A 25,786-nucleotide genomic window follows, 5' to 3' on the forward strand; every position below is an offset into this window, starting at 1 on the left:
GTCTTTGGGCGGACCGGTCGGACGGCTGGGCATGACGACCCGCGCGGTCGCCGAGATGCGCGAGTGGGACCGCCGCCGGTACGACGGCGGGTTCGACGGGCTGCACGACCTCGCCGACCGTGAGTTCACGGGCGCCGTCGAGGCCGACGGCGCCGTCTGCTTCATGCTCCGCGGGCGCGTGGTCGGGGTCTTCAGCCTCGACGACGAGGCCGACCATGGCCTCCGGCCCGCCGACATCGAGGCCTTCGAGGACGCCACCGGGGACGCGTACGAGGCGCCCCATCCCGCCCTCCCGCTGCTGTTCACCATGCAGGCCACGGGCGGCGAGGAGCGCGGCCGCTACTACACCGAGGATACGCCGCTGGAGGAGGTCCACGAGCGCCTCTCGAGCGGCTTCACCGGCTACGTCGAGCTCTCGGAGAACGTCCTCTCGGGCGACTACTACTCCGTCTACCACGGCGGGCGTGCGAAGCACGCCGCCTTCGTCGGCCAGTCCGGCCGCCTCCTCGAGGACGAGGAGGCGTTCGAGCGGGCCTGCGACGAGGTCGGCATCTACACCGTCACCGCCGTCGACCTCGACATCACGGAGATCCCCGGCGCCGAGGACCGGGCCAGTGGTGTGGGGGCCGGGACTGCCGGGGCTGGCGCGGCTGGTGCGGCCGCCGGAGCCGCTGCCGGGACCGGTGGAGCCAGCGGCAAGGACGAGAGCGTGGAGACGGCCGATGGTGGGGCCACCGTGGAGACGGCCGAACCGGATTCCGACGCCGACACAGCCGACACAGCCGACGCGAGTCTGGACGCCGACATCCCGGATTCCGACGCCGACACAGCCGACACAGCCGACGCGAGTCTGGACGCCGACATCCCGGATTCCGGTCCCGACCCGTCGACCGAGGGCGAGGACGGCGCGACCCCCGGCTCCCCCGACCCGCACGAGACGGGCACAGAATCGCTCACCCGGGACGCCATCACCTCCATCGACGATACGACCGGTGGCGAGACCGAGGGGATCGAGGGAGGGGACGGGACGGCGACCGACGACGCGGTGACGTCTACGGACGAGGACGAAGACGATGAGGAGGTGGCGACCGCCACCGGGACCGGGGCGGGGACCGAGGCGGGGACGGAGCCACCGTCGCCGGCCGACGGCCCGGCGGACGACGAGGAGATCGAGGCGGCCGTGACTGCCGTCGAGAGTCCGTCGACCGACGTTGACGGGACCAGCGACGAGGAGGCCGACGAGACAGGGGGAGCAGCGGACCGGGTCCACGAGGACGGGGAATCGGAGGCGTCGGCCGGCGAGGCAGCCGAGGACGCAGCAGCACTCCGGAGCGCGCTCGAGGCTCGCGAACGGGAGGTCGAACGTCTGGAGGACGAGGTCGACAGCCTGGAGACGGCGCTCCAGAGCGCCCGGGACGAACGCGACGACCTCGCCGCCCGGGTCGAGGACCTCGAGGGACGGCTCCGCGAACTGGGGTCGGGCGCGGCCGCCCCGGAGACCGCGATGACGCCCGCGGAGGCGCTCGACGGGACCAGCGTCTTCGTCCGCTACCGCTCGAAGAGCGAGCCGACCCTCGATGACCTTCGAGCGGGTGTCAGCCGCGAGAGCGTGGTCGGGAACCTGCAGCTGGAACGCCACACGGAGTTCGACGCAAGCACCGTCGCGGTCGACGGCCGCGAGTTCGATGCCTTCCTCGATGACACCCAGGAGTACCAGTTCACCAGGTGGCTGGTGACCGACCTCCCGCTCGAGATCCGCGATACGGGAAGCGAGAAGGTTCTGGGGGACCTGTACGGGGCGATCCCCGAGATCGACCGCGTGGAGTTCGGCGCGACCCTCGCCGACGATCGGACGTTCGATCTGGTCGCGCGTAACCGGATGGGCGAGCCGCTGGTGGTCGCGGCTCTCGACGACTCGCGGGAGTCGACGGGCGAGGAGGAGATGGCCGAGCTGGTCAGGGGTGCGTCGGCTGTCGCCGAGGAGTCGGGGTCACTGGCGGGCGCCATCGCGGTCACGGGTGCCTTCTTCGAACCGGCGGCGCTCGCCACGGTCGAGGATGCGACTGGCGGGAGTCTGCTGAGCCGGGACAAGCGCGAGAGCTACGTGAAGCTGTCGCGGTCGCGTGGCTTCCACCTCTGTCTCGCCGAGGACCGTGACGAGTCGTTCTATCTCTCGGTACCCGAACTCTGAGGCGGCCCCTCAGCCCTCGATCTCGGGGATGTCCTCGATCTTCATCCCCTCGAGCTTCTCGACGATCTCGTCGATCTTCTCGTCGAGGTCGTCGACGAAGTCGGCGGTGTCCTCGGTGGTGATCGCTCCCTGGCTCGAGGGCTCGATGAGGTTCTCCTCCTCGAGCACCCGGAGGGAGTAGCGGACCTTGTGGTGGGGGTATCCGGTCTCGTTCGACATCTTCACGATGCCGATGGGTTCGTTCTCGATCACCATCCGCAGGACCTGCAGATGGCGTTCGAGCATGTCGACTTCCTTCTCGAGCCGATCTATCATGGCACGTGTTAACTCGTAAGACGAGGGTTTAAAAGTTGCCCTCACGCCGTCGGGGTCGGGGCGGCGTCATCCGACGGATATCCGGAATCGGTACCGCGTATCACGCGGACCATGTTAACCCTTGCGACCCTGGCAGCGGGGTCGGGAGCGATTCGGACCCGTTCCGGCGGTGAGCGGACGGTTCCGTGCGCGCATCGCTGGCCCCCGGGAACCGCAACCGGTTTGTTCGGCCACGCCGCACGCTGGGCCGGATGACTGTCACTATCGTCGGTTCGCAGTTCGGCGACGAGGGGAAGGGGGGGATCGTCGACGTCTTCGGCGAGCGAGCGGACGTGGTCGCGCGGTACCAGGGCGGCGACAACGCCGGCCACACCGTCGTCCACGAGGGCGAGGAGTACAAGCTGTCGCTGGTCCCCTCGGGCGCGGTCCGGGGGAAGATCGGCGTCCTGGGCAACGGCTGCGTGGTCAACCCGGCGACGCTGTTCGACGAGCTCGACGCGCTCCACGAGCGCGGCCTCGACCCCGACGTCCGCGTCGCCGAGCGCGCTCACGTCATCATGCCGTTCCATCGCGTCCTCGACGGCCTCGAGGAGGACGTCAAGAGCGAGGACGACATCGCCGTCGGCACCACCGGCCGCGGCATCGGCCCCACGTACGAGGACAAGGCCGGCCGGCGCGGGGTCCGCATCGGCGACCTGCTCGACCCCGATGTGCTCCGTGACCGGCTCGCGTACGTCGTCCCGCAGAAGCGAGCCCTCGTCGAGCAGGTGTACGGCCTGGACCTCGACGCGCTCGACGCCGAGGACTTCGGCATCGAGGTCACGGTCCCGGAGGCGTTCGACGAGGACGCGCTGTTCGAGCGGTACCGCGCGTTCGGCGAGCGCCTCGCCGAGGAGGGGATGACCGTCAACTGTGGCGCCTTCCTCGCGCGCCGTCGCGCCGAGGGTGAGCAGGTGATGATGGAGGGCGCACAGGGCACCGGAATCGACATCGACCACGGGAGCTACCCCTACGTCACCTCCTCCAATCCGACGGCGGGCGGTGCGGCCGTCGGGACGGGACTGGGCCCGACCGTCGTCGGGCAGGGGGCGGTCGTCGGCATCGTCAAGGCGTACATCACGCGCGTCGGGACCGGCCCGCTCCCGACGGAACTCGGCCACGTCGAGGGGCAGACGCCGCCCGAGGGCGGCGACACCTCCGAGCGGGGCCAGGAGCTCGCGACCTATATCCGCGACGAGGGCGGCGAGTACGGCACCGTCACCGGCCGCCCGCGCCGGGTCGGCTGGCTCGATATGCCGATGCTCCGCCACGCCGCCACCGCGAGCGGCTTCACCGGGCTCGCCGTCAACCACGTGGACACGCTCGCCGGCCTGGAGACCGTGAAGGTCGGTCACACGTACGAACTCGACGGTGAGGAGCTGGAGACCATCCCGGCGACGACCGAGAAGTGGGCCGAGTGCGAGGCCCAGTACCGCGAGTTCGACGGCTGGCCGGAGGTCGACTGGAGCGAGGTCGCCGACGCCGGCTACGACGCTATCCCGGAGAACGCCCAGGAGTACCTCGGCTACATCGCCGCCGAACTCGACGCCGACATCTACGCGGTCGGCGTCGGCCCCGGCCGCGAGGACACGGTCGTCGTCCAGGACCCCTTCGACGCCTGAGCGACCCGCTGTCCCCTTCCGTCGCCCCCGTTCCCTCGTTACCGGGGTCCCGTCGACACGACAGCACCCGCGCTCCACGCCGGGGGCAACCAGAAGGATTCTAAGGGCTGCGGCAACAGTCCGTAGCGATGGTGGCCGCCCCCGACGACGACGCCCCCGCGCCCGACGACGGCGAGGGCGATGACGCCGGCGACTCGGAGCCAGCGGATGACCCCGCCGACGGGCCATCCGCGTCCGACGACGGTCCCACGACGGACCCTGCCCCCGACCCGGACCCGGAGCCGACACCGGACGAGGGCGCGGCGTCCCCGCCCTCCACCGGGACCGCCGCTACCGACCCCGCCCGCTCCGCCCGGCGTCCCGTCCTCGCCGACTACCTCGGCACCGGCACCGAACGCACCCTCCGGCTCGTGCTGGGCATCACGGTCCTCGCGCTGGTCGCGCGGCTCGTCCTGCTCGGCGACCGCGTCCAGCACTTCGACGAGGCCCGGGTCGCCTGGTGGACCCTGGAGTACCAGCGGACCAGCTCGTTCAGCTACCGCTACATCATCCACGGGCCGTTCATCCAGCACCTGAACACGTTCCTGTTCTCGGTGCTCGGGACGACCGACTTTGCGACCCGCGTCGTCCCGGCGCTCGTGGGTGGCCTGCTCCCGGCGACGGCGCTGCTGTTCCGCGAGCACCTCCGCCGGAGCGAACTGGTCGCGCTCGCGCTGTTCCTGAGCTTCAACCCCATCCTCCTGTACTACTCGCGGTTCTCCCGGTCGACCATCCTCGTCGCCGGGTTCTGCTTCGTCGCGTTCGGCTTCCTCGTCCGCGCGATGGACGCCCGCGGTGCCCCGGTGGAGACGCGGGGCGGCACCGGGCGCACGGTGGCCGACGGCGGGACGGCCACCCGGACCGCCCCGACCGGCCGGTCGCTGGCGACCCTCCTCCAGCTCGGCCGGACCCGATCGCCCGCGCTGTACGTCCACGCCGCAGTCCTCTGCTTCGCGCTGGCGTTCGCCGCGAAGGAGAACGCCCTGGTCTACCTCCTCTGCTGGATGGGCGCGAGCGCGCTCGTCGCCGACCGCATCCTCTCGACGCCCGGGACGAACGGCTTCGACCGGGTCGAGGCGGCACTCGAGCGGTTCGTCCTCCACCCGGGCTACTACCTCGGCCACGCGCTCCTCGCGCTGGTCATCCTCGGGGTCGTGACGCTGTTCTTCTACGCGCCCCGCGGCGCCGCGGCCCCGGACAGCGTCGGCCTGTACGCGGTCCTCGGCCAGCCGGGGCAGTTCCCGGCGCTCGTCGACGCGACGCTGCTCGACATAGAGACCGGGCTGGAGTACTGGTTCGGCGGGAGCGCGGAACCGGGCTGCAACAAGGACAACCTCATCGACGGCTACGCCTGCTACCTCGGGCGCTTCCTGGAGTCGATGGTGCTGTACGCGGGCCCGCTGTTCCTCCTCTCGGTCGTGGGTTTCCTCGCGGACCGCTACACGGACGGCCGTCCCCGTGCGCTGGTGATGTTCGCCGCGTTCTGGGGTTTCGCCTCCGTCCTGGGCTACCCGCTCGGGACCGACATCTACGGCGCGTGGATCGTCGTGAACGCGCTGCTCCCGCTCGCCATCCCCGCGGCGGTCGGGGCGGCGCTGCTGTACCGCTGGGGCGTCGACGCCTACCGCGAGGACGACGGCATCAGCCTCCTGCTCGTGTTCGTCCTAGCGCTGGTCGCGACCGGCGCGACCGGCTACCAGGGCGCGACGGGCGTCTACGTCAGCCCGGAGGAGGGGCCGGACTCGCTGGTCCAGTACGCCCAGCCCGAGGGCGAGTGGCGACCCATCCTCGGGGAGATGCAGGCGCTCTCGGCCGGCAACCCGCCCGGCGAGGACGACGTGCTCGTCCACGGCTCCTACTACGTCGACGGCGACAGCTCCGCGGTCCGGACGCCCGCCTGCATCAAGTGGTTCAAGGCGCTGCCGTTGCCGTGGTACTTCGAGAAGGACCGGATGCAGGTCACCTGCACCAACCTGACGGCCGACCTCCCGCCACAGGAGGAGCTGCCGCCGGTCGTCATCTCCCGGACTACCAACGCCGACGCCCTCCAGGAGCGGCTCGGCGACGACTACCGGCAGGAGACCGTGCTGATGCGTCGTGGCGCCATCTCGACGGTCGTCTTCATCGACGGGTCCGCGCCCCGCGCGGACATCGAGCCGCCCGCGGACACGCGTGAGGCGGTGCGCGACGCCCGCGCCGACCGTGCGCGGCTGCGGGCCGAACGCCGGCCTGCCGGCGGGTAGGACGACGCCGCCCTCTTCCTCGCTCCTCGCTGCTCACCCGGAAGCGAAAGCGGTAGGACCGGGCGCCGAGGACCCTCGCACATGACCGATTCCGACGGTATCGACGCGCGGACGCTCGCCGCGCCCGGGCCGACGCTGGGCGTGGTCGGCGGCGGCCAACTGGGGCGGATGCTGGGCGAGGCCGCGGGCCCGCTCGGCGTCGAACTCGTCGTCTCGGACCCGACGCCGGACTGCCCCGCCCGTTCCGTGGTCCGCGACCAGGTCGTCGGCGACTTCGACGACTACGAGACGCTCCTGGCGCTGGGGGAGCGCGCCGACGTGCTCACCTTCGAGATCGAACTCGCGGACCCCGACACGCTGGACCGGGTCGCCGAGGAGACCGGTACGCCCGTCCACCCGGCGCCCGACACCCTCCGCACCATCCAGGACAAGTACGTCCAGAAGGAGGCGCTGGTCGAGCAGGGCATCCCCGTCCCGGCCTACCGGCAGGTCGACGGCGCGGAGGACCTCCTGGCGGCCGGCGAGGACCTGGGGTGGCCGCTGATGCTGAAGGCCCGCGAGGGCGGGTACGACGGGCGCGGGAACGTCCCCGTCTCCGGCCCGGACGATGTCGAGGCCGCGATGGCCGACATCGCCGGCCCGGCGATGGCCGAGGAGATGCTCGACTTCGAGCGGGAACTGGCCGTGATGGGCGTGCGTGGCGCCGACGAGCGCGACACCTTCCCCGTCACCGAGACGATCCACCGCGAGGAGATTCTCCGCGAGAGCATCTCCCCGGCGCGGGCCGACGACGGCGTCCGCGCCCGGGCCCGGGAGGTCGCCCACGAGGTGCTCGACGTGATGGACGGGCGCGGCGCGTTCGGCATCGAGCTGTTCCAGGTCGACCCCGACGCCCACGACGGCGAGGCCATCCTCGTCAACGAGATCGCTCCGCGGCCGCACAACTCCGGCCACTGGACCATCGAGGGCTGTCACGCCTCCCAGTTCGAGAACCACGTCCGCGCGGTGCTGGGCTGGCCGCTCGGGTCGACTGACCGCCGCGCACCGACGGCGAACGCGAACCTGCTCGGCGACGTGGACGAGAACCGGCCGGCCGAACTGCGCGGCGTGGACGAGGTGCTGCGCGCGGACGGCGCGGCGCTGCACTGGTACTGCAAACGCGAGGCGCGACCGCTGCGCAAACTGGGACACGTCACGCAGGTCGGCTCAGAAGGGGACGATATCGGTGACCTGCTGGAGCGCGTGCGGGGGCTGCGCGACGCGACGACGTTCCGACCCGACAGGGAGTAGGATTCGTTCTTCTGATTTCTGCTTGATATCGGTAAATACGAACGTGGAACCGGGTTGAAAGCTCCCGCGGGCGCTCCCTGCGACAGCGGCGATGGAATCCGGTTGAAAGCCCCTGCTCGCTCGACCCGCCGGGCCTCGCTGCGGTCCTCGGGTTCGCTTCGCTCACCCTGCGGTCCTTGCGTCGTCCGGGCGGGGTCGAGCGATTTCTCGGCTCCGCCGAGAAATGTATCGCTGGCGTTCACGAGAGCGGAGCTCTCGTGCAGCCCATCAGAACGCTTCGCGTTCTGAGGACGGCAGAGCCGCCAGCCGAGCGGCCCTTTCAGTCCCGCCCTGTGGTCTGATTACCCGAGTGTTCGCGGTTGGTGGTTCCAGGCTAGCAGGGTGTCCCCACCCCTCCCCGCGCGGGCGCCGTGTAGCCAGCGGGCCACTCGCCCGCAAGGGGCTCGGGACCCGCTGACGGGAGGGCGCCCGCGCGCTTCCTTTCCTCGGAACCGGCGGCCGACCATCCGCTCTCCGGCCGGGAGCGCGTGGTGAGCCCCTTGCGGGCGAACCCGCGCGACCTGGGGAAGGGCAGGGCCACCGCACTCGTGACACGTCCAATCCCCTGGCGGACTCGAAGGGCGAGCGGGCTCAGCGGGTCCCCGGCGACGCAAGCACCGCAGCGGAGGGAGCAGAGCGACCGGAGCGAGGAGCGCAGCGAGCCGCGGGCCCCTGAGCGCGCGAGGGCTTCGTAGGCGTTCCTGGAAATGAGTCGGAGATAAACTTAGAATTAGGAAGATTAGAGATTTATATTAGTGACAAAGGGGTTGCGGGCTGGATACGACTCGAACTACGGCGTCAGAACGACCTTCCCTGAGGACTTGCGGTCCTCGATGTACTGGTGGGCCTCGGCGGCGTCCTCCAGGTCGAACGTCTCGCCGACCTGGACCTCCAGCGTCCCGTCGCCCAGCATCTCCGTCAGCTCGGGCACCGCGCCCATCACCTTCATCGGCTTGCGCTCGATGGCGCGGCCGAGGTGGTAGCCCTCGACGGTGATGTTGCCGAAGAGGAGCTTGTCCGTCGACGGCTCGCCCGGCCGGCCGGAGGCGGCGCCGTAGACGACGAGCGTGCCGAACTCCTTGAGCGCGTCCACGGAGCGCTCGGTGGTGTCGCTCCCGATGCCGTCCAGCACCATGTCCAGGCCGTAGTCCGTCTCGGCCTTCGCCACCTCGACGAAGTCCTCCTCGGTGTAGTTGATGGGGTGGTCACAGCCCAGGGCGGCCGCCTTGTCGAGCTTCTCCTGGGTCGAGGCCGTGCCGAACACCTCGGCGCCGGCGTTACTGGCCAGCTGGACGGCCGCGGTGCCGACGCCGCCCGCGGCGGCGTGGATGAGGACCGAGTCGCCCTCCTCCAGCCCACCCCACTCGAACAGGCAGTTGTGGGCCGTGAGGTACTGGACCGGGAAGCCGGCGGCCTCCTCGAAGCTCATGTCGCCGGGGATGTCCATCAGGCCCATCGCATCGGCGATGGCGTAGTCGGCGTAGCCGCCGCCGTTGACCATCGAGACGACGCGGTCGCCGACCTCGCGGCCCACGCCGTCGCCGACGGCGTCGACGACGCCCGCGACCTCCATCCCGGGCGTGTAGGGCGGCTGCGGGCCGCCGTGGTAGTGACCGCGGCGCTGCATGATGTCCGCGAAGTTGATGCCGGCGGCCTCCACCTCGATCCGGACCTGTCCGTCGCCCGGCTCGGGGACGTCCTGCTCGACGAGTTCGAGTTCGTCCGCGTCGCCGAACTCCGCGATCTGGATTGCTCGCATACGACCGCCGTCGCCCGCCTGGCGTATAAACGATACTGTTAGCTGGGGGTGGCCAAACACTTATCATTGTTAGGTGTACACCCCGAAACGGAGCACCCGTTTCCCCGTTCCGGGTGCTCCGCTCCGTCCCGTGTCGGTGCGGACCCACCACCGCGCCGGCATTCTTTCCCTGTCCCTCTTTGCCGCCGGGGCGGACGATGCCACCCTGCCTCGCCAGCGACGTCGACACCATCCGGACGACTCCGCCAGCGGCGCCTCGGTGACGCCCGGGCGACGCCGGCCCGACCGCGGGACGCGGCCGGAACAAGAACGCCCCTGCGTTCGGGCGGATAGCTTTATGACTGCGTGCCCGTGCACTTCCGGGTATGTCGTACGACTGCGAGTTCCTCACGGACCTGCTGCCCGACGAGCAGGTCTCCTTCGGGGAGTCCGACCGCGGGAGCCACGCCGCCGACTGGGGTGCCGAGGAGGCCGGCCGCGGGGTCACGCCGGACGCCGTCGTCTGGCCCGAATCCACCGAGGACGTGAGCACCGTCCTCGCGGCCGCCAACGACCGGGGCGTCCCGGTGACGCCGTACGCCGCCGGCACCTCGCTGGAGGGCAACGCCGTCCCGCAGTTCAAGGGCATCTCGATGGACGTGACCCGGATGAACGACGTCCTCGACGTGCGTCCCGGTGACTTCCAGATCGACGTCCAGCCCGGCGTGATGGGCTCGAAGGTGAACGAGACCGTCGAATCCGAGGGGATGTTCTTCCCGCCGATGCCGTCCTCCGCGAACATCTCCACCATCGGCGGGATGATCGTCAACGACGCCTCGGGACAGAAGACGGTGAAGTACGGCGAGGTGGGCGACTGGGTGCTGGAACTGGAGGCCGTCCTCGCGGACGGGACCGTCATCGAGGCGGGCTCGAAGGCCGTCAAGACGAGCGCCGGCTACAACCTGAAGGACCTGCTGGTCGGCAGCGAGGGGACGCTGGGGGTCGTCACGCGCGCGACGCTCGAACTGGAGGGCATCCCCGAGCAGATCCGCGGCGGCCGCGCCGTCTTCGACGACCTCGAGGACGCGACGAACGCCATCTACGACGCCGTCCGCTCGGGTGTCGACGTGGCCAAGATCGAACTCATCGACTCGCTCGCAGCCGAGATGTCGAACCGCTACCTCGATACGGGCCTGCCGGACAAGCCGATGGTGTTCCTCGAGTTCCACGCCAACCACGGCGTCCAGGAGGAGATCGACTTCTGCGAGACCATCTTCGAGAGCCACGACGTCTCCCTGTTCGACATGAGCGAGGACGACGAGCGGATGGCCGAACTGTGGAAGGCCCGCACGGAACTCGCCTTCGCCGTCCAGAGCTACGACCCCGACCTGCGGCCCATCCACCCCGGCGACATCACCGTCCCCATCTCGAAGTACCCCGACATCATCCGGTACGCGAAGGAGCTGGGCGCGGAACACGACATCATGGTCCCAGTCTTCGGCCACGCCGGCGACGGCAACGTCCACTACTCCGTGATGGTCGACCCCGAGGACGAGGAGATGGTCGAGACCGGTGAGGAGATCTACGCCGCCGTCGTGAAGCGGGCCATCGAGATGGGCGGCACCTGCACCGGCGAGCACGGCATCGGCTTCGGCAAGCGCGAGTACCTCGAACTCGAGCACGGCGAGGGGGCCGTCGAGGCGATGCGCCGCATCAAGGGCGCGCTCGACCCGAAGGACACGCTCAACCCCGGGAAGATCTTCCCCGAGACCATCGAGGAGGGCGGTCGGGTGCGGCTCGCGGCCGACGACGACTGAGGCGGCGGCCGTCGCCACTCCACCCAGCGCCACTCAGGAGAGGATGTCCTTCACGCGTCGCGGCTCGCCCGACAGCGCCGGGTCCGCCTCGATGAGCTGGAGGACCTCGTGGTCGGTCACGTCGGGGTAGCTCTTCTGGGTGGCCTCCTCGATGAGGTCGGCCTCCAGCCGGAACTCCGTCCCCTCGTAGACCACGTCGGCGCCCTTCTCGTCGAAGGATAGAACAGTCATACCCGCCGGTAGCCGGTCGGTCTACAAAAAGGGCGCGCCGATCGTCGGGGGCCCGGCCCCACTGCTCAGTCGGCGGCGTGGCCGCCCAGTTCGAGCACGTTGAGGCCGTCGTCGGGGGTCTGCAACCGCTCGCGGACCGCCTCGCGGTCGACCGTGTCCGACGGCGTGCGGGGGAGGCTGTCGGCGACGCCGACCGTGCGGGGGAGTTTGAAGCCCGACAGGCGGTCCCGGCAGTGGCGCTCCAGCGCCGCCGGGTCCACGTCGTCGGCCGCCACGACCAGCGCCGCGACGCGCTCGCCGTACTCCGGGTCGGGGAGGCCGACGACCGCCGCCTCCGTGATGCCGGGGAACGCGCGCAGCACGTCCACGACCTCGCCCGGGTCGACCGTCTCGCCGCCGGGGTTCAGGCGGTCGTCGAGCCGGTTGAGGACCCAGACACGACCGTCCGCGTCCCGGTAGCCGACGTCGCCGGTGTGGAAGCCGTGTGGGCCGAACGCCCGCTCGGTGGCCCCGCTGTCGTGGTAGTAGCTCGGTGTCACGGCGGGCCCGCTGACCACGAGTTCGCCCCGCTCGCCGGGGTCGACGGGGGTCCCGCTGTCGATGACGGTGACGTTCGTCGTGAACAGCGGGTACCCGACGGTTCCGGGGTGGTCCCGGGCCTCCGGCGGTCGCGCCGTCGCGATCTGCGAGGCGGTCTCGGTCATCCCGTAGGTGGGCGCGACGGGGACGCCCCGGTCGAAGCAGCGCTCCAGCAGTTCGTCGCTGGCGGGGGCGCCCCCCAGCAGGACGAACCGGAGCGAGTCCGGGAGCGAGCCGGCGTCGAGCAGCCGCGACAGCATCGTCGGGACCAGCGAGGTGCAGGTCGCGCCCGTCCCGTGCATCGCCGCGAGCGCCACCTCGGGGTCGAAGCCGCCGACGCTGTACGCCGCATCCCCGGTTCCCTCGCCGTCAGTTACGTCCTCGGCACCCGAATCCGAGCCCTCGCCGCCGCCCTCGGGCCCCGGCAGCGTCACCGTCGTTCCGTAACAGACCGACCGGTAGACGGGCGCGAGGCCGCCCATGTGGCTCATCGGGAGCGGGTCGAACCAGCGGTCCCCGGGGTCCAGCCCCAGGCGGAAGGCCGAGGCGGTCGCGCTCGCCAGCACGTTGCCCATCCGCAGGTCGACCACCTTCGGGTCGCCGGTCGTCCCGGAGGTGAACAGCAGGCAGAGCCGCCGTCCGGGCGACCATGCCGGCAGGTCGAACGTCTCCGGGGTCGCCCCGTCGATGCGCGTCGCGCCCTCGCGCGGCGTGTCGACCGTGGCGACGGGCAGGTCGCCGTCGGTCTCGCGGGCGTGGTCCGCGGCGGCCACGACGGTCGCCTCCGTCGCCGCGCCACAGCAGACGAGCCCGCAGTCGGCGGTGCGGGCCCGTTCGGCGAGTTCCGGCGCGGTCGACCGGGCGTGGAGCGGCACCAGTACCGCCCCCAGCCGCATCGCGGCGTGGACCAGCTCGACGAACGCCGGCCGGGTCGGGAGACAGACGCCGAGGTGGGTCCCGACGCCGACGCCCAGCGCCGAGAGGCGGCCGGCGAGTTCCTCGACGCGCTCGTTCAGCTCTCGGTAGGTCCTGGTCGACCCGCCCTCGCGGCCGTCAGGCGCGGCGGGGCCGGCGGCGACGGACAGCGCCGTCGCTGTCGGTGTTGCGGCCGTCCGGTGGGCCAACCAGTCGCGCACGACATCCGGATTGAGACGTGGGGCTATTTGCAGTTTCGCTCCGCCGTCCGTCACCTCACGGCTGGTCGGTTCTCCCGCGGTGCCATCGCGTCCCCCCGGCCACGCCGGGACCCTCCGGAACACGGGCCCGCCCGTCGGACACGGGTGCGGGGTCGGCGTCGAGCAGGTCGCGTTCGAGCCGGTCGCCGGTCGCGAGGCCGCAGGCCGGAACCGCGGGCACCGCTGCGGCCGCGTGGACCGCGGTCGCGCGTGCCAGCGCGCCGTCGATGGTCGTCGTAAGGACGGCCTCGACGCCGGCCGCCCGGGCTGCCCGGGCGGCGGCCAGGGCCCGGTCCGGGCCGCCGAGTGCCATCGGCTTCAGGACGAGCGCGTCGGCCGCGCTCGCGTCGAGTGCCGCGGTGACCGGGTCAGCCCCGACCGCCAGCGACTCGTCGAGGGCGACCCCGACACCCCGTCCGCGGAGGGCGGCGTGTGCCCGGAGGTCGTCCCTGGGGCCGTCCGCGCCGTCCGTGTCGGTCGCCGCCGCGGGGAGCGGCTGCTCGACGTACGCCACGCCGTGCTCGGCGAACGCCGCCAGCGCTCGCTCGGCCTCGTCGGCGCTCCACGCTCCGTTCGCGTCCGCGCGGAGCGTCACGTCGGGGCAGCGGTCCCGGACGGCGGCGACGCGCTCGGTGTCGGCCGCGACGGCCCGGGCGCCGACCTTCAGCTTCACCGTCCCGAAGCCGGCGGCGACGGCGTCGGCCGCGGCGTCGGCCGTCTCTCCGGGCGGGCCGTCGCCGACGGTCGCGTTCACCGGGACCGACTCGACCGGGTCCGGGTGGATGTCGTCCTCCCCGGCCAGTACCCGATACAGCGGCTCGCCCGCCGTACGCGCCCGTGCGTCCAGGACCGCGCTGGCGACCGCGTGGCGGGCCGCCGGGGCGTCGCCGAGGTCGACGCGGTGACCGTCCCCGTCGAGAACCGCATCCGGGTCGATACCGTCGTCGAGTGCCTCGGCGACGCACTCAAGCGCCGCCCGGCAGTCATCGAGCGACTCCGTCCAGCCCGGCAGCGGCGCGGCCTCGCCGACACCCGCCGTCCCGTCGACCGCGAGCCGGACGACGAACCCCTCGCGCTCGGTGATGGCGCCGCGTGCCGTGGTGAGGGGGCTCGCCAGGTCGAGCGCGAAGGGGTCGACCCTCATAGGAAGCGCGGGAGCGCCAGTCCGACGGCGAACAGGACCGAGTGGGCGGCGAGCAGTTTCCCCGTCCGCTCCAGGGCCGGGTTCAGCGCCGCGCCGTCCGTCCGCTCCAGCAGGGTCGCGACGAGGGGGGCGGCCAGGGGGAGCGTCAGCAGCGGCAGCAGCGCCCAGGGCCCCCAGCCCGTGGCGGCGAACACCACCGGCACGACGTAGGCCATCCCGACCAATGCGAGGAACTCGACGCGGGAGAAGCGATAGCCAAGCAGCACGGCGAGCGTCCGCTTGCCCGCCTTCGCGTCCGTCTCGCGGTCGCGGACGTTGTTCACGACGAGGATGGCCGAGGAGAGGCCGGCGGCCGGGAGTGCGGCGACCACCGCAGCGAGCGGCACGACCGCGAGCGGCGCGTCGAAGGGTGGGATGCCCGAGACGCTCGCGACGGCCTGCACGTAGTAGGTGCCCGTCACGGCCACGAGTCCGAAGTAGACGAAGACGAACAGCTCACCCAGCCCGCGGTAGCCGTAGGGGTACGGCCCGCCGGTGTAGAGGATGCCGGCCGCGACCGACGAGAGCCCGACGAGGACGATGACGGGGCCGCCCACCCACACGAGGTAGGTTCCGAGGAGGATGGCGAGGCCGAACGTGGCGTACATGGCGCGCCTGACCTGCTCGGCGGGGATGAGCCCCCCGGCGGTGACACGGGTGAATCCCTCGCGCTCGTCGGTGTCGGCGCCCTTGACGGCGTCGTAGTAGTCGTTCGCGAAGTTGGTGCCGATCTGCAGGAGCAGCGCCCCCACGAGCGCGCCGAGGGCGGGGAGGGCGGCGAACTCGCCCAGCCGCAGCGCGAGGCCCGTGCCGACGATGACCGGGGCTGCGCCGGCAGGGAGTGTCTGGGGCCGGGCCGCCATCACCCACGCCTCCCGCTTCGAGATGTCGGCCGGGTCGGTGTCGGGACCACCGCCGCTCTCGACCTCGGTGCTCATTGCGTCCGTGTAGGTGGTGGCGGGTTGAAGGGTGTACCGGGGTCGGTCGCTGGGCCGGTCGTGATCGGGCGCTGCCGGTAGCCCGGTGGCCGCCCGTCGCTGGGGAGGGGTGCCTGCCGTCGTCGAGGCTACTTCCCCTGTTCGAGGCGGTCGGCGGTCCGGGCCGGCAGGCCGGCCTCCCGGCACGCCGACTGCACCGCGTCGATGTCGTACTCCACGCGGTGGAGGTGGGCCGCCATCGGCTCCGGTGCGGTGTCGATGACCGCGTACGCGGCCCGCGGGTCGCCGTCCCTGGGCTGGCCGACGCTCCCCGGATTGAGGACCAGCCGGCCGTCCACCGTGGCCTCGTGCTGGACGTGCGTGTGCCCGAGGATACAGGCGTCGTAGTCGTCGAGGTACCGGCGCATCTTCGGGAACGAGTGGGGCCGGACGTACTGGTCGACGTGTTCGGGGTGGTCGTGGACCATCAGCACGCGGCCCTCCGCCAGGTCGTACGTCCGGGGGAGGCTTCGGAGCCACTCCCGCTGGGCGTCGCTCAGCTCCTCGGCGGCGAGTTTGAGCCCCTCGTGGGCCATCTCGTTCATCGAGTACCGGTTCGGCGTGTCGGCGTTCCGGTCGTGGTTCCCCCGGACCGTCGCGGAACACCGCTCGCGCACCAGCTCGACGCACTCGGCGGGCCACGGGTTGTAGCCGATGACGTCGCCCGCACAGACGAGTCGGTCGACGGGCGGCATATCCGCCAGAACGGCCTCCAGGGCGACGAGGTTGGCGTGGATATCGGAGATGACGCCGAGTCGCATATCCCGACCTACCGCCGGGCCCGGTAACCGTCTTGGGGTGGGAAGCGACACCCCCGGACGCCGGTCGGCGCCGGCGGGCTCACCGGACGACGTCGAGGCCGGAGCCGGCCTCGTCGGCCGCTCCGTTCGCGGTCTCCCCCTCGTCCGGGTCCTCCAGTGACTCCCGCCCCAGGTCGACGTCGGCCCGGTCGGTCCCGTTCCAGTCGATGTGTGGGAGCGGTTCCCCCTCGGGCTCCTCGGGCGCCTCGACCCGGAACAGGAACAGCCCGTGCGGGCCCCGCTCGGTGAGCCGGTAGCTGCGGAGCGTCGCCGGTCGGTCGCCGCCGTCGATGTCGGCTGCGTCGTCCAGCGCCGCGCCGGCGGCCTCGACGGCCGCGTCGATGTCGTCGTCGTCCGGGTCCGGCGTCCGGAGGTGTGCGAGCCACGGGCCGCCCGGCCGCCACTCCGGCGGCTCGTCGGACACCGGCGTCGCGAGTGCGTCTCCCGCCAGCGCATCGGCGTCGATTCGCGGCCCCTCGTCGTCGCGACCGACGTGAGCGATGACCCGTCCGCGGAGGTGATGGAGGTCGTCCGCGAGGCTCTCGAACTGGGTGCGGGTGCCCAGCGCCCCGGCCAGTGCGGCGGTCACGTCCTCGGCGACCCGCTCGACGGGGTCCTCGCCGCCGGTCGCAAGCGGGCCGCGGTCGCACGCCTCCCCCGCAACCACCTCCGTCGCCCGGCCGTGTTCGACGGGGACGACGGCGTCCGGGCCGAACCGGTCACGGGTGTCCGGGAGCCAGCCCGACTCGGCCCCGAGTAGCGGGGCCGGTGGATTCTCGGGCGCGACCGTCGGCACGCATATGACGGGGCTGGCGATCCCACCGCGGAACGCAGCGGCCAGGTCCGACGCGACCGAGACGGCCGCCGGGTCCGTCCCGTCGGCGGCCTCCACGAGCACGTCGTATCGGTCGAGTTCGTCCCCGGCGAACCGACGGAGACGGTCCGTGGCTGCCGGTGTGAGGTGCGGACGACCGTCGCGGTCGGGCCGCTCCAGCGACTCCACCACGTGCCACGCCGTCGGCGTCCAGTCCTCGACGCTCGTCTCCTCGCCCGGCAGGTCCACTCCCACCGCGTCGATGTCGGTCGGGACCTGCCCCGAGAAGGCCTCGTCCCGGAGTCGGCGGCCGATGCCGCTCAGTCGTCCCACACCGCGCCGTCCGACCCCGACGACCGCGACCCGGACGTCCTGGACCTCCCCCGGTGGTGTCCTCTGGTCCCCCCTCGACAGCACCTCCTCGACGATGTCCCGCATGGTCGGGGTCTGGGCCGCCACGGTCAAGAACCCTCGTCAGACGATACCACGACTCTCCCATCGGTCCGTTCGGTAAATTCTTGCCGCGGACTCACGCAACGTGGCATGTATGATCGACATCGACGACTCGCCGCTCTGCCGGGACGGCAAGGTGCTCATCCTCGCGTACGACCACGGCCTCGAGCACGGGCCGGTCGACTTCGAGGGCGTCCCCGGGAGCGCGGACCCGGCGCGGACCTTCGAGGCGGCGACCCACGACGCTGTCACGTCAATCGCGGTCCAGAAGGGTATCGCGGAGGCGTTCTACCCCTCCTACGAGGACGACGTCGACCTGCTGATGAAGCTCAACGGGACGTCGAACCTCTGGATGGGCGAGCCGGATTCGGCCGTCAACTGCTCGGTCGACTACGCCTACGAGGTCGGCGCCTCGTCGGTCGGCTTCACCCTGTACGGCGGCTCCAACCACGAGATCGAGATGGCCGAGGAGTTCCGTGACGCCCAGGAGCGCGCCCGGGAGTACGAGCTGCCGACGGTCATGTGGTCGTACCCGCGCGGCCAGGGTCTGAAGAACGACACGAAGCCGGGCACCATCGCGTACGCCTCGCGCCTGGCGCTGGAACTCGGCGCCGACGTGGCGAAGGTCAAGTACCCCGGCTCGCAGGACGCCATGGAGGACGCCGTCCGGATGGCCGGCCCGACGAAGGTCGTCATGTCCGGGGGTTCGAAGACCTCCGACCGTGACTTCCTCGAATCCGTCAAGTCGGTCATCGACGCCGGCGGGAAGGGGCTCGCGGTCGGGCGCAACGTCTGGCAGCGCGAGAACCCCCACCGCATCCTCGACGCCCTCGAACAGGTCATCTTTGAGGAGTCGTCGGTGGACGAGGCGCTGGCGGCCGCGGAGTAAGCGTCGATGTCGGACCAGGACACGCCCCACGCGCTCGCCCGCGCTGGCCCGACCGTCACGCGGGTCGTCGAGGCGATCGCCGAGACCGCCCCCGAGGTGCGTGGCGGCCTCGCCGGCCGCCGGATGTACGACCCGGAGGCCGACGAGAACCCGAGCGGCGAGCGCCAGCTCGCCGCCGACCTCTACGCGGACGAACTGCTGGAGGACCGCCTGCTCGCCATCGATGGCGTCGGGGGGTACGCCAGCGAGGAGCGCGAGGAGCTGAGCCTCGCCGACGACGAGGGCTACCACGTCGCGTGCGACCCGCTGGACGGCTCGTCGAACCTCAAGTCCAACAACGCGATGGGGACGATCTTCGGCGTCTACGACGCCGCCCTCCCCGCGGCCGGCGACCACCTCGTCGCGGCGGGCTACGTGCTGTACGGTCCCATCACGACGATGGCGCTCGCCGTCGACGGCCACGCCAGCGAGTACGTGGTCACGGACGGCGAACTCGAACCGGACGCGGTCGACCTCACCATCCCGGACGACCCCGTCGTCTACGGGTTCGGCGGGCGCGTCCCGGACTGGACCGAGGACTTCGCCGCGTACGTCGACGCGGTCGAGGACGAACTGAAACTCCGGTACGGCGGCGCGATGATCGCCGACGTGAACCAGGTCGTCACGTACGGCGGCGTCTTCGCCTACCCGGCGCTGGAGTCCGCGCCGAAGGGGAAGCTCCGGCTCGTCTTCGAGGGGGCACCCATCGCCTACGTCATCGAGGCGGCCGGTGGGGCCTCCTCGAACGGGGAGCGGTCGCTGCTCGACGTCGAGGCCGATGAACTCCACCAGCGGGTTCCGGTCCACGTGGGCTCGGCCGGGTACATCGAGCGGCTCGAACGGGCGCTGGACTGACCCGGCGGGCCGCGCGTGCGCGCTCGCCGTCGGGCGGGTGAACCCTCAACGCCCGGTCAGTTCCCGCCGGAGGGAAAACCCTTTCTCCGGGCCGCGGGAGCACCGACGCATGAAGATTCGCATCTCCGGAGAGGCGAGCGCGGAGGAGGCGGCGGCCATCGCGGACGCCTTCTCGCGCCATTCCGGGAGCGACACGGTCGAGGTGTACGTCGGGGACGCCGAGGAGCCCGCGGCGACCCACGAGGTGACCGAACCCATCGACGACGGGAAGGGGCCGACCGACCGCGAGCGCGAGTTGCTCGAACAGATCGAGGAGATCCACTCGGGCGGGAAGGAGAAGTACAAGGAGCGGCTCCCCGAGCAGGGCAAGCTGTTCGTCCGGGACCGGCTGGACCTCTGGTTCGGCGAGGAGGCTGGCGAGGACAGCGAACTCCAGTTCGAGGACGGGACGTTCGCGGAGTTCGACGCCGACGACACCCTGCCGGCCGATGGCCTCCTCACTGGCGCGGCCACCTTCGAGGGTCGGGACCTGCATTTCATGGCGAACGACTTCACCGTGAAGGCGGGGTCGATGGCCGAGAAGGGCGTCGAGAAGTTCCTCCGGATGCAACAGCGCGCACTCAAGACCGGGCGCCCGGTGCTGTACCTGATGGACTCCTCCGGCGGGCGCATCGACCAGCAGTCCGGGTTCTTCGCCAATCGCGAGGGCATCGGGAAGTACTACTACAACCACTCGATGCTGTCCGGCCGGGTGCCACAGATCTGTGTGCTCTACGGCCCGTGTATCGCTGGCGCCGCGTACACGCCCGTCTTCGCCGACTTCACCATCATGGTGCGGGGGATGAGCGCGATGGCCATCGCCTCGCCGCGGATGGTCAAGATGGTGACTGGCGAGGACATCGACCTGCAGGAACTGGGTGGCGCCGAGATCCACGCGAAGTACTCCTCGTCGGCCGACCTCATCGCCGAAGACGAGGAGCACGCACGCCAGCTCGTGAGCCAGCTCGTCACGTACCTGCCGGACAACAGCGACGAGCAGCCGCCCCGGGCCGACGCGAAGCCGCCGAAGTACGCGCCGAAGGGCATCGACGAGGTGGTCCCCGAGGACCCGAACCGGGCGTACGACATCCGGGACGTGACCGACCGCATCGTCGACCGGAACTCGCTGTTCGAGTTGCAGCCCGAGTACGGCGCCGAGATCGTCACGGCCTTCGCCCGCATCGACGGGCGGCCGGTCGGCATCGTCGCCAACCAGCCGAACGAACGGGCCGGCGCCATCTTCCCGGACGCCGCCGAGAAGGCGGCACAGTTCATCTGGAAGTGCGACGCCTACAACATCCCGCTGCTGTACCTGGCGGACACGCCGGGGTTCATGGCCGGCTCGCAGGTCGAGAAGGAGGGCATCCTCGAACAGGGCAAGAAGATGATCTACGCCACCTCCTCGGCGACGGTCCCGAAGCAGTGCGTCGTCGTGCGCAAGGCGTACGGGGCGGGTATCTACGCGATGAGCGGCCCGGCCTACGACCCCGAGTCGACCATCGCACTCCCGTCGGGGGAGATCGCGATCATGGGGCCCGAAGCCGCCATCAACGCCGTCTACGCCAACAAGCTCGACGCCATCGACGACCCCGAGGAGCGGGCCCAGCGCGAGGCCGAACTCCGCGAGGAGTTCCGCGAGGAGATCGACGTCCGGAAGATGGCCAGCGACGTGGTCATCGACGAGGTCATCCCGCCGAGCCAGCTCCGCGAGCAACTGGAGCGGCGCTTCGAGTTCTACGAGGGCATCGAGAAGGACCTGCCCGACAAGAAGCACGGGACGGTGCTGTAGGTCGTCCGGCCGCTCGCCTGTCGGTCCTGTACCCGAGCGAGGGGAGCTGCTCCCCGTCCCGAGTTGTCCGGTGACACGCTACCGCCCACAGACATTTGAACGCGTGCCGAGAGGTACGAGGAGATGCCGCCGAACGAGGACGACAGCGACCCACGAACCGTCGTCTACAACGGTGTCGCCGTTCCGACCACCGCGCCCGAGGAAGGACGCGACTATCGGTCGGAGTTCGAGGCGGGGACGAGTGGCGAGTTACGCCGGGAGGTGCGTCGCGGTGACGACGTCGTCGTGGTCGGCGGTGGGAGGGGTATCACGACCGTTGTCGGTGCACGGATGACACGGTCCGACGGGTCCGTCACGACGTTCGAGGCGAACTCCGAGATGCTGGAGACGCTTCGACGGACGGTCCGGGTGAACCGTGTCGCCAATCACGTGACACTCGAACACGCCGCTGTCGGCCCCATCTCCGAACAGGCCGAGTCCGTGTTCGGCCCGGGCGATGGTGAGCGAGTGGCTCCGTCCGCCCTTCCCTCGTGTGACGTCCTGGAACTCGACTGCGAGGGGAGCGAGGTGGCGGTCCTCGAGGGGATGAACTGCCGCCCGCGAGTGGTCATCGTCGAAACACACGAGCCACTCGGGGTGCCCCCGGGGGACGTCGCACCGATACTCGAGGCCCGGGGTTACGAGATCACGAACCGGACCCCTGCGGGAATGCACGGCGAACTCACGGTTCTCACCGCCGTTCGACAGCAGGGCGGGAGCGGTTCGACGCCGTGAAAGACGGGGTTCCGGGACGCTCAGAGGTACGATTCGAGGTCCGCCCGGATCGCAGCAGCAGCGCCTTCGACCTCCTCCGGTGAGGCGTCCTTGACCGTCGGCCACATCTGTAGCAGATGCATCGACCGACAGCGCGAGAGGAGCTCGTAGAGCTCCCGGGTCGCCTCGAGCTGTTCGAGGACGTCGGCCGACCCGGCGTGCGAGTACCCGTCGAGCAGTGCGTTCCGGATCAGCTCCGAGTTGTCCGGTGCCGACGGGACGAACTGCCACTGCCCACCGTTCAGACTCTCCTCGATCAACACGAGGTCGTACGCTGGCGTCGCAGCGAGGGTGAACGCCCAGTCCAGCATCGCGGTGACCGCTCCTGTTTCCGGGTCGTGGAGCACGTTCTCCAGCGAGTTGTCGACGTGACAGAGCACCGGTTCGAACGTCCCGTCCAGCACGTCGAGCTGCTCGTGGAGTACCGGCCGAAGTTCGGGCACGAGGTCCTCGAACCGGCTGTCGCGCCCCTTCCGCAAGGCGTCGTCTGCCCAGTTCCGAACCTGTACGGGCCACGAGGACTCCGGTTCGGCGACGACGACCTGGTCGAAGCTAGCCGGCGGCCGCTCGCCCCGAAGTGTGGTCTCCGGGTTCCGCGTGAGGAACCCGTAGCTTTCGACGGCGTCCAGCCCGTGCAGTTCGGCGAGGTAGCGGCCGGAACTCCGGGCGACCGTCTCGAGCGTCTCGGGCGAGACGGTGTTCATCTCCGTTCGTTCGACGGCGCGTCCAGGGACGTGCTCCATGACGTAGAACGGTGCAGGGAGGCGGTCGTGTGTATCGACGGCTCCGTAGACTTCGGGGACCGGGATCGACGTGTGGGCGTTCAGGATCCGGAGCAATCGAGCCTCGGTGTCGATACCGTGCCCGTCCCCGTCTGGACTGGCCTTGAGGACGACCCGCCGTGTTCCACCGTCGGTGTCGACCGAGAGCTGGTACACGGCGAGGTAGCCTCCGTCGGCCAGTTCGTGGTCGCGGAGCGTCCAGTTCGGTTCGATGGTGTGAACCATCTGTTCGATCGTCTCGGTCGGAATCGTTCTGTCTGGTGCGGTCATCATCGTAGCGGCTGCGTGTGTGGCTGAGTTCGATGCGTATCCATCCGCACGGGCGAGGGGACGCCGGATACGTACCTGTTCGGTACGGCAGGATGGGGTCTGCAGGGGTCGCTCTCGATGGGATGGTCCTCTCGAGAGCAGCGGATCAGAAGGTCCAGCTAGAAGCAGCCGTTCATCGTTCCTGTCCGGTCGGTTGTCGCGTCGCCCGCATAACTCTTGACCCTCGAGGACGACCCCCTGGGCTACTCGGACCACACCAGTGAAGCGACGCAACCGCCGGAGCCTCGTGCACGGTACAGGTTCTGGATGCAACAGCACTGCTGGGGCCTCGATCACCGACCGAGGGTTCGACGGGGGACGATAGGCGGCTCCGGGAGAACGGTCGATTCCGCAGTATCACGGCGCGCTGGTAGATACAGTGGGCACGATAGCGGGGGGAGTGCTCATCCCTGCGGCCACTCGTCGGCGGCCAGGGGCTCCCCGTCGAGGAACGCCGCGATGCCCTCGCGGGCGTCGTCGGTGGCACAGAGCCCGGCGAACGCCTCGTTCGAGCGGTCCAGCGCGTCACCGTAGGGCATCCCTGCGAACTCGCTCACGGCCTGCTTGCCCCGCCGGAGCGCCTCGGGGCTCTTCGCGGCCATCGTCTCCGCCAGCTCCATCGCCGCCTCGACGTGCTCGCCCCCCGGCGCGACCCGGTTGAGCAGGCCCCACTCGGCGGCCGTCTCGGCGTCGATCAGCTCGCCCGTCAGCAGTAGCTCGGTCGCGCGCTTCTTCGGGAGGCATTCCAGCAGCGGCACGGCCGGGCCCATGCAGAACAGCCCCGCCTTCGGCGCCGTCGCGCCGAGCATCGTCCCCTCGGCCGCGACGGCGAGATCGCACGCGGCGACGAGGCCGATGCCGTTGGCCGCGGCGTGGCCGTGGGCCGCCGCGACGACCGGCGTCGCCATCCCGTGGATGGTGTGGAACGGCTCCTCCATCCGCGCGACCCACGTCTCGTGGGCGTCCTCGCTCGCGTCGGGGTCGTACTCCGAGAGGTCGATGCCCGCGGAGAAGGCGTCCCCGGCGCCGTCGACGACGACGGCGCGCACGTCGTCCGCATCGTCGAGGTCGTGGAGTGCGGCGTCCAGTTCGGTCGCGAGGTCGGTGCTGAACGTGTTCATCGCCTCGGGTCGGTCGAGCGTGATGCGGCCGACGTACCCCTCGCGGTCGACGGTGACGGTCTCGTAGCCCTCCTGCGTGTCGGTGGCCATGTACGGAGGTACCGGGCGAGTGCGTGAAAAAGACGGACGCTAGTTGCGGGGCCCGGGACCGCGAGCGGCGGCTCGGAATCGCTGCCGGAGTCAGCAGCGAGTGACTGCTCTCCTCGGTCGTCCCGAACGCGGGGTGCGAGTCGGCCGTGCCCGGCCTTCGAACCGTGGCGGTCGATAGCTCCCCGTCGTCACGCTCTGGAGCGCTGGAGCAGCACCCATCCGAGGGCGGCGACCCCGACCAGCAGGAAGGCGCAGCCGAAGAACACCAGCTGGTTCCCGAGGAGGTCCGAAAGGCCGAGGAAGTCGGTACGGTTCATGTATCCGAGGCCGAAGAAGATCCCGACGACGACGACTGCGGCACCGATCCGCATCGCCAGGTCGCGCAGGACGCTCTCGAGCGTTGGCTCCGGAACCATCCATGCCGTTGTTCCCCTGCGCTCCCGGATGTGACTTTTGCCGAGCGGCGAGTGTCCTCTTCCGCCGGGCGTAGCGAGGGCCGGCAGGGCTCTTCGATACGTTCCTGCGACGACCGGCTCCCGCAGCGGCGCGTGGAGCGCGCCGCGAGGCCATCCGGGGGGTGGAACCGAGCCCGTCAGTCGTCGCCCTTCGCCATCGCCTCCAGCGCGGGGCCCTCCATCTCGATGCCGCCCGAGAGGTCGACCTGCGGGTAGGGGATGTTGATGTCGTTCTCGTCGAAGCGCCGTTTCACGTCGGTAACGTACTCCCCGCGGGTGCGGACGAAGTCAGCGCGCGAGGGGTTCGAGATCCAGAAGCGGCTCTGCAGCCCGACGTACGAGTCCGCGAGCTCGGTCAGCCGCACGGAGGGCTCGGGGTCGTCGAGGATGTCGTCGTGGTTCTCGGCCTCGTCGAGGATGATCTCCGTGGCCTCCTCGATGTCGTCCTCGTAGCCGATGCCGAAGACGAACTTCATCCGGAGCTTGTCCTTCGCGACGGGGTTCTTGATGACGCCGTCGGTCAGGTTGGAGTTGGGCACGGTGAGGAGTTCGTTGTCGAAGGTCCGCACCCGGGTGACACGCAGCGAGATGTCCTCGACGATGCCGGAGTGGTCGTCCCACTCGATCCAGTCGCCGATACGGAACGGCTTGTCCGTGTAGATGAAGACGCCGGCGACGAAGTTCGCGATGACGTCCTGCATCGCGAAGCCGATGGCCAGCGTCGCAGCCGCGGCGACGGTGGCCAGGGACTGGAGGATGCTCCCGAAGCCGGCCAGGCCGAAGGCGATGCCGATGGCGACGAAGACGATGACGCCACCGACCACCTTCTTGAGCGGGCGCTTGGCGTGCTCGTCGAGGTCGCGCCGGTCGAGGAACCGGCTGAACAGCGGCGTGACGAGGACGCGCCCGAGCAGATAGATGGCGATGAAGACGACGATGAAGACGACGGCCTGTGCGATGGGCGCCGCCAGCGAGGGACCCAGCCCGAGCGTTTCGATGAAGCTCTGGACGAACCCGGTGGCGTCGGTGGCGGGGTCGGTCTGCGCGGGGACGAGCGGGA

General features: G+C 70.6%; 21 protein-coding genes. 9 read left to right on the forward strand and 12 right to left on the reverse strand.

What is annotated here, in order from left to right:
* Positions 1–31 precede the first annotated feature (31 nt).
* On the forward strand, positions 32–2,191 hold the full coding sequence (locus P2T62_RS07195; protein ID WP_276260720.1) for a DUF7527 domain-containing protein: 2,160 nt from the start codon (positions 32–34) through the stop codon (positions 2,189–2,191).
* 9 nt (positions 2,192–2,200) lie between these two features.
* Here the strand turns inward: P2T62_RS07195 and P2T62_RS07200 are convergent, their stop codons facing one another.
* Positions 2,201–2,506 carry a hypothetical protein gene (locus tag P2T62_RS07200; protein WP_276260721.1) on the reverse strand — a complete coding sequence of 102 codons (306 nt, stop codon included), beginning with the start codon at positions 2,504–2,506 and terminating at the stop codon, positions 2,201–2,203.
* Positions 2,507–2,757: 251 nt separating this feature from the next.
* On the opposite strand from P2T62_RS07200, the gene P2T62_RS07205 reads away from it, so the two are divergent.
* From P2T62_RS07205 to P2T62_RS07215, 3 genes are all read left to right on the forward strand, one after another.
* Positions 2,758–4,167 (forward strand): adenylosuccinate synthase, encoded by a 1,410-nt coding sequence (locus P2T62_RS07205; protein WP_276260722.1) that lies wholly within the window; start codon positions 2,758–2,760, stop codon positions 4,165–4,167.
* A 128-nt stretch (positions 4,168–4,295) separates the two neighbouring features.
* Positions 4,296–6,449, forward strand: coding sequence for a flippase activity-associated protein Agl23 (locus P2T62_RS07210; RefSeq protein WP_276260723.1), 2,154 nt, complete (start codon positions 4,296–4,298; stop codon positions 6,447–6,449).
* Between the two features lie 81 nt (positions 6,450–6,530).
* Positions 6,531–7,739, forward strand: coding sequence for a 5-(carboxyamino)imidazole ribonucleotide synthase (locus tag P2T62_RS07215; RefSeq protein WP_276260724.1), 1,209 nt, complete (start codon positions 6,531–6,533; stop codon positions 7,737–7,739).
* Positions 7,740–8,568: 829 nt separating this feature from the next.
* On the opposite strand, the gene P2T62_RS07220 is transcribed toward P2T62_RS07215, so the two are convergent.
* Entirely contained in the window at positions 8,569–9,537 is a 969-nt protein-coding gene (locus P2T62_RS07220) for a quinone oxidoreductase family protein (RefSeq protein WP_276260725.1), read from the reverse strand.
* A 365-nt stretch (positions 9,538–9,902) separates the two neighbouring features.
* On the opposite strand from P2T62_RS07220, the gene P2T62_RS07225 reads away from it, so the two are divergent.
* Positions 9,903–11,333 (forward strand): FAD-binding oxidoreductase, encoded by a 1,431-nt coding sequence (locus P2T62_RS07225; RefSeq protein WP_276260726.1) that lies wholly within the window; start codon positions 9,903–9,905, stop codon positions 11,331–11,333.
* A 33-nt stretch (positions 11,334–11,366) separates the two neighbouring features.
* Here the strand turns inward: P2T62_RS07225 and P2T62_RS07230 are convergent, their stop codons facing one another.
* From P2T62_RS07230 to P2T62_RS07255, 6 genes are all read right to left on the reverse strand, one after another.
* Positions 11,367–11,564, reverse strand: coding sequence for a DUF5800 family protein (locus tag P2T62_RS07230; RefSeq protein WP_276260727.1), 198 nt, complete (start codon positions 11,562–11,564; stop codon positions 11,367–11,369).
* A 65-nt stretch (positions 11,565–11,629) separates the two neighbouring features.
* A complete protein-coding gene (locus P2T62_RS07235; protein ID WP_276260728.1) occupies positions 11,630–13,279 on the reverse strand; it encodes a class I adenylate-forming enzyme family protein in 1,650 nt (549 codons plus the stop codon).
* A 55-nt stretch (positions 13,280–13,334) separates the two neighbouring features.
* Positions 13,335–14,462, reverse strand: a complete 1,128-nt coding sequence (locus tag P2T62_RS07240) for a mandelate racemase/muconate lactonizing enzyme family protein (RefSeq protein WP_276260729.1) — start codon at positions 14,460–14,462, stop codon at positions 13,335–13,337.
* Positions 14,459–15,439, reverse strand: a complete 981-nt coding sequence (locus P2T62_RS07245) for a 1,4-dihydroxy-2-naphthoate polyprenyltransferase (RefSeq protein ID WP_276260730.1) — start codon at positions 15,437–15,439, stop codon at positions 14,459–14,461. Before P2T62_RS07245 ends, P2T62_RS07240 begins: the two co-directional genes overlap by 4 nt.
* 128 nt (positions 15,440–15,567) lie before the next feature.
* Positions 15,568–16,239 carry a metallophosphoesterase family protein gene (locus tag P2T62_RS07250; protein ID WP_276260731.1) on the reverse strand — a complete coding sequence of 224 codons (672 nt, stop codon included), beginning with the start codon at positions 16,237–16,239 and terminating at the stop codon, positions 15,568–15,570.
* 79 nt (positions 16,240–16,318) lie between these two features.
* Complete coding sequence (locus tag P2T62_RS07255) at positions 16,319–17,530, reverse strand: hypothetical protein (RefSeq protein WP_276260732.1); 1,212 nt, start codon at positions 17,528–17,530, stop codon at positions 16,319–16,321.
* A gap of 109 nt (positions 17,531–17,639) precedes the next feature.
* Here P2T62_RS07255 and P2T62_RS07260 point away from each other — a divergent pair, with 109 nt between their 5' ends.
* The 4 genes from P2T62_RS07260 to P2T62_RS07275 all read left to right on the forward strand — a co-directional run bounded on the left by P2T62_RS07260 (position 17,640) and on the right by P2T62_RS07275 (position 21,930).
* Positions 17,640–18,434 carry a class I fructose-bisphosphate aldolase gene (locus P2T62_RS07260; protein WP_276260733.1) on the forward strand — a complete coding sequence of 265 codons (795 nt, stop codon included), beginning with the start codon at positions 17,640–17,642 and terminating at the stop codon, positions 18,432–18,434.
* A 6-nt stretch (positions 18,435–18,440) separates the two neighbouring features.
* Entirely contained in the window at positions 18,441–19,328 is an 888-nt protein-coding gene (locus P2T62_RS07265; protein WP_276260734.1) for a class 1 fructose-bisphosphatase, read from the forward strand.
* 109 nt (positions 19,329–19,437) lie between these two features.
* A complete protein-coding gene (locus tag P2T62_RS07270; protein WP_276260735.1) occupies positions 19,438–21,156 on the forward strand; it encodes an acyl-CoA carboxylase subunit beta in 1,719 nt (572 codons plus the stop codon).
* 123 nt (positions 21,157–21,279) lie between these two features.
* On the forward strand, positions 21,280–21,930 hold the full coding sequence (locus tag P2T62_RS07275; protein ID WP_276260736.1) for an FkbM family methyltransferase: 651 nt from the start codon (positions 21,280–21,282) through the stop codon (positions 21,928–21,930).
* A gap of 20 nt (positions 21,931–21,950) precedes the next feature.
* Here P2T62_RS07275 and P2T62_RS07280 read toward each other — a convergent pair whose 3' ends face one another.
* The 4 genes from P2T62_RS07280 to P2T62_RS07295 form a co-directional block, all read right to left on the reverse strand.
* Complete coding sequence (locus tag P2T62_RS07280) at positions 21,951–22,976, reverse strand: phosphotransferase family protein (RefSeq protein WP_276260737.1); 1,026 nt, start codon at positions 22,974–22,976, stop codon at positions 21,951–21,953.
* 488 nt (positions 22,977–23,464) lie between these two features.
* A complete protein-coding gene (locus P2T62_RS07285) occupies positions 23,465–24,271 on the reverse strand; it encodes an enoyl-CoA hydratase/isomerase family protein (protein ID WP_276260738.1) in 807 nt (268 codons plus the stop codon).
* 188 nt (positions 24,272–24,459) lie between these two features.
* Positions 24,460–24,687: a hypothetical protein gene (locus P2T62_RS07290; RefSeq protein ID WP_276260739.1), complete on the reverse strand. Its 228-nt coding sequence runs from the start codon at positions 24,685–24,687 to the stop codon at positions 24,460–24,462.
* A gap of 176 nt (positions 24,688–24,863) precedes the next feature.
* Positions 24,864–25,724 carry a mechanosensitive ion channel family protein gene (locus P2T62_RS07295; protein ID WP_276261585.1) on the reverse strand — a complete coding sequence of 287 codons (861 nt, stop codon included), beginning with the start codon at positions 25,722–25,724 and terminating at the stop codon, positions 24,864–24,866.
* Positions 25,725–25,786 lie beyond the last annotated feature (62 nt).

This window comes from Haloglomus litoreum, assembly GCF_029338515.1.
Taxonomy (GTDB): Archaea; Halobacteriota; Halobacteria; order Halobacteriales; family Haloarculaceae; genus Haloglomus; species Haloglomus litoreum.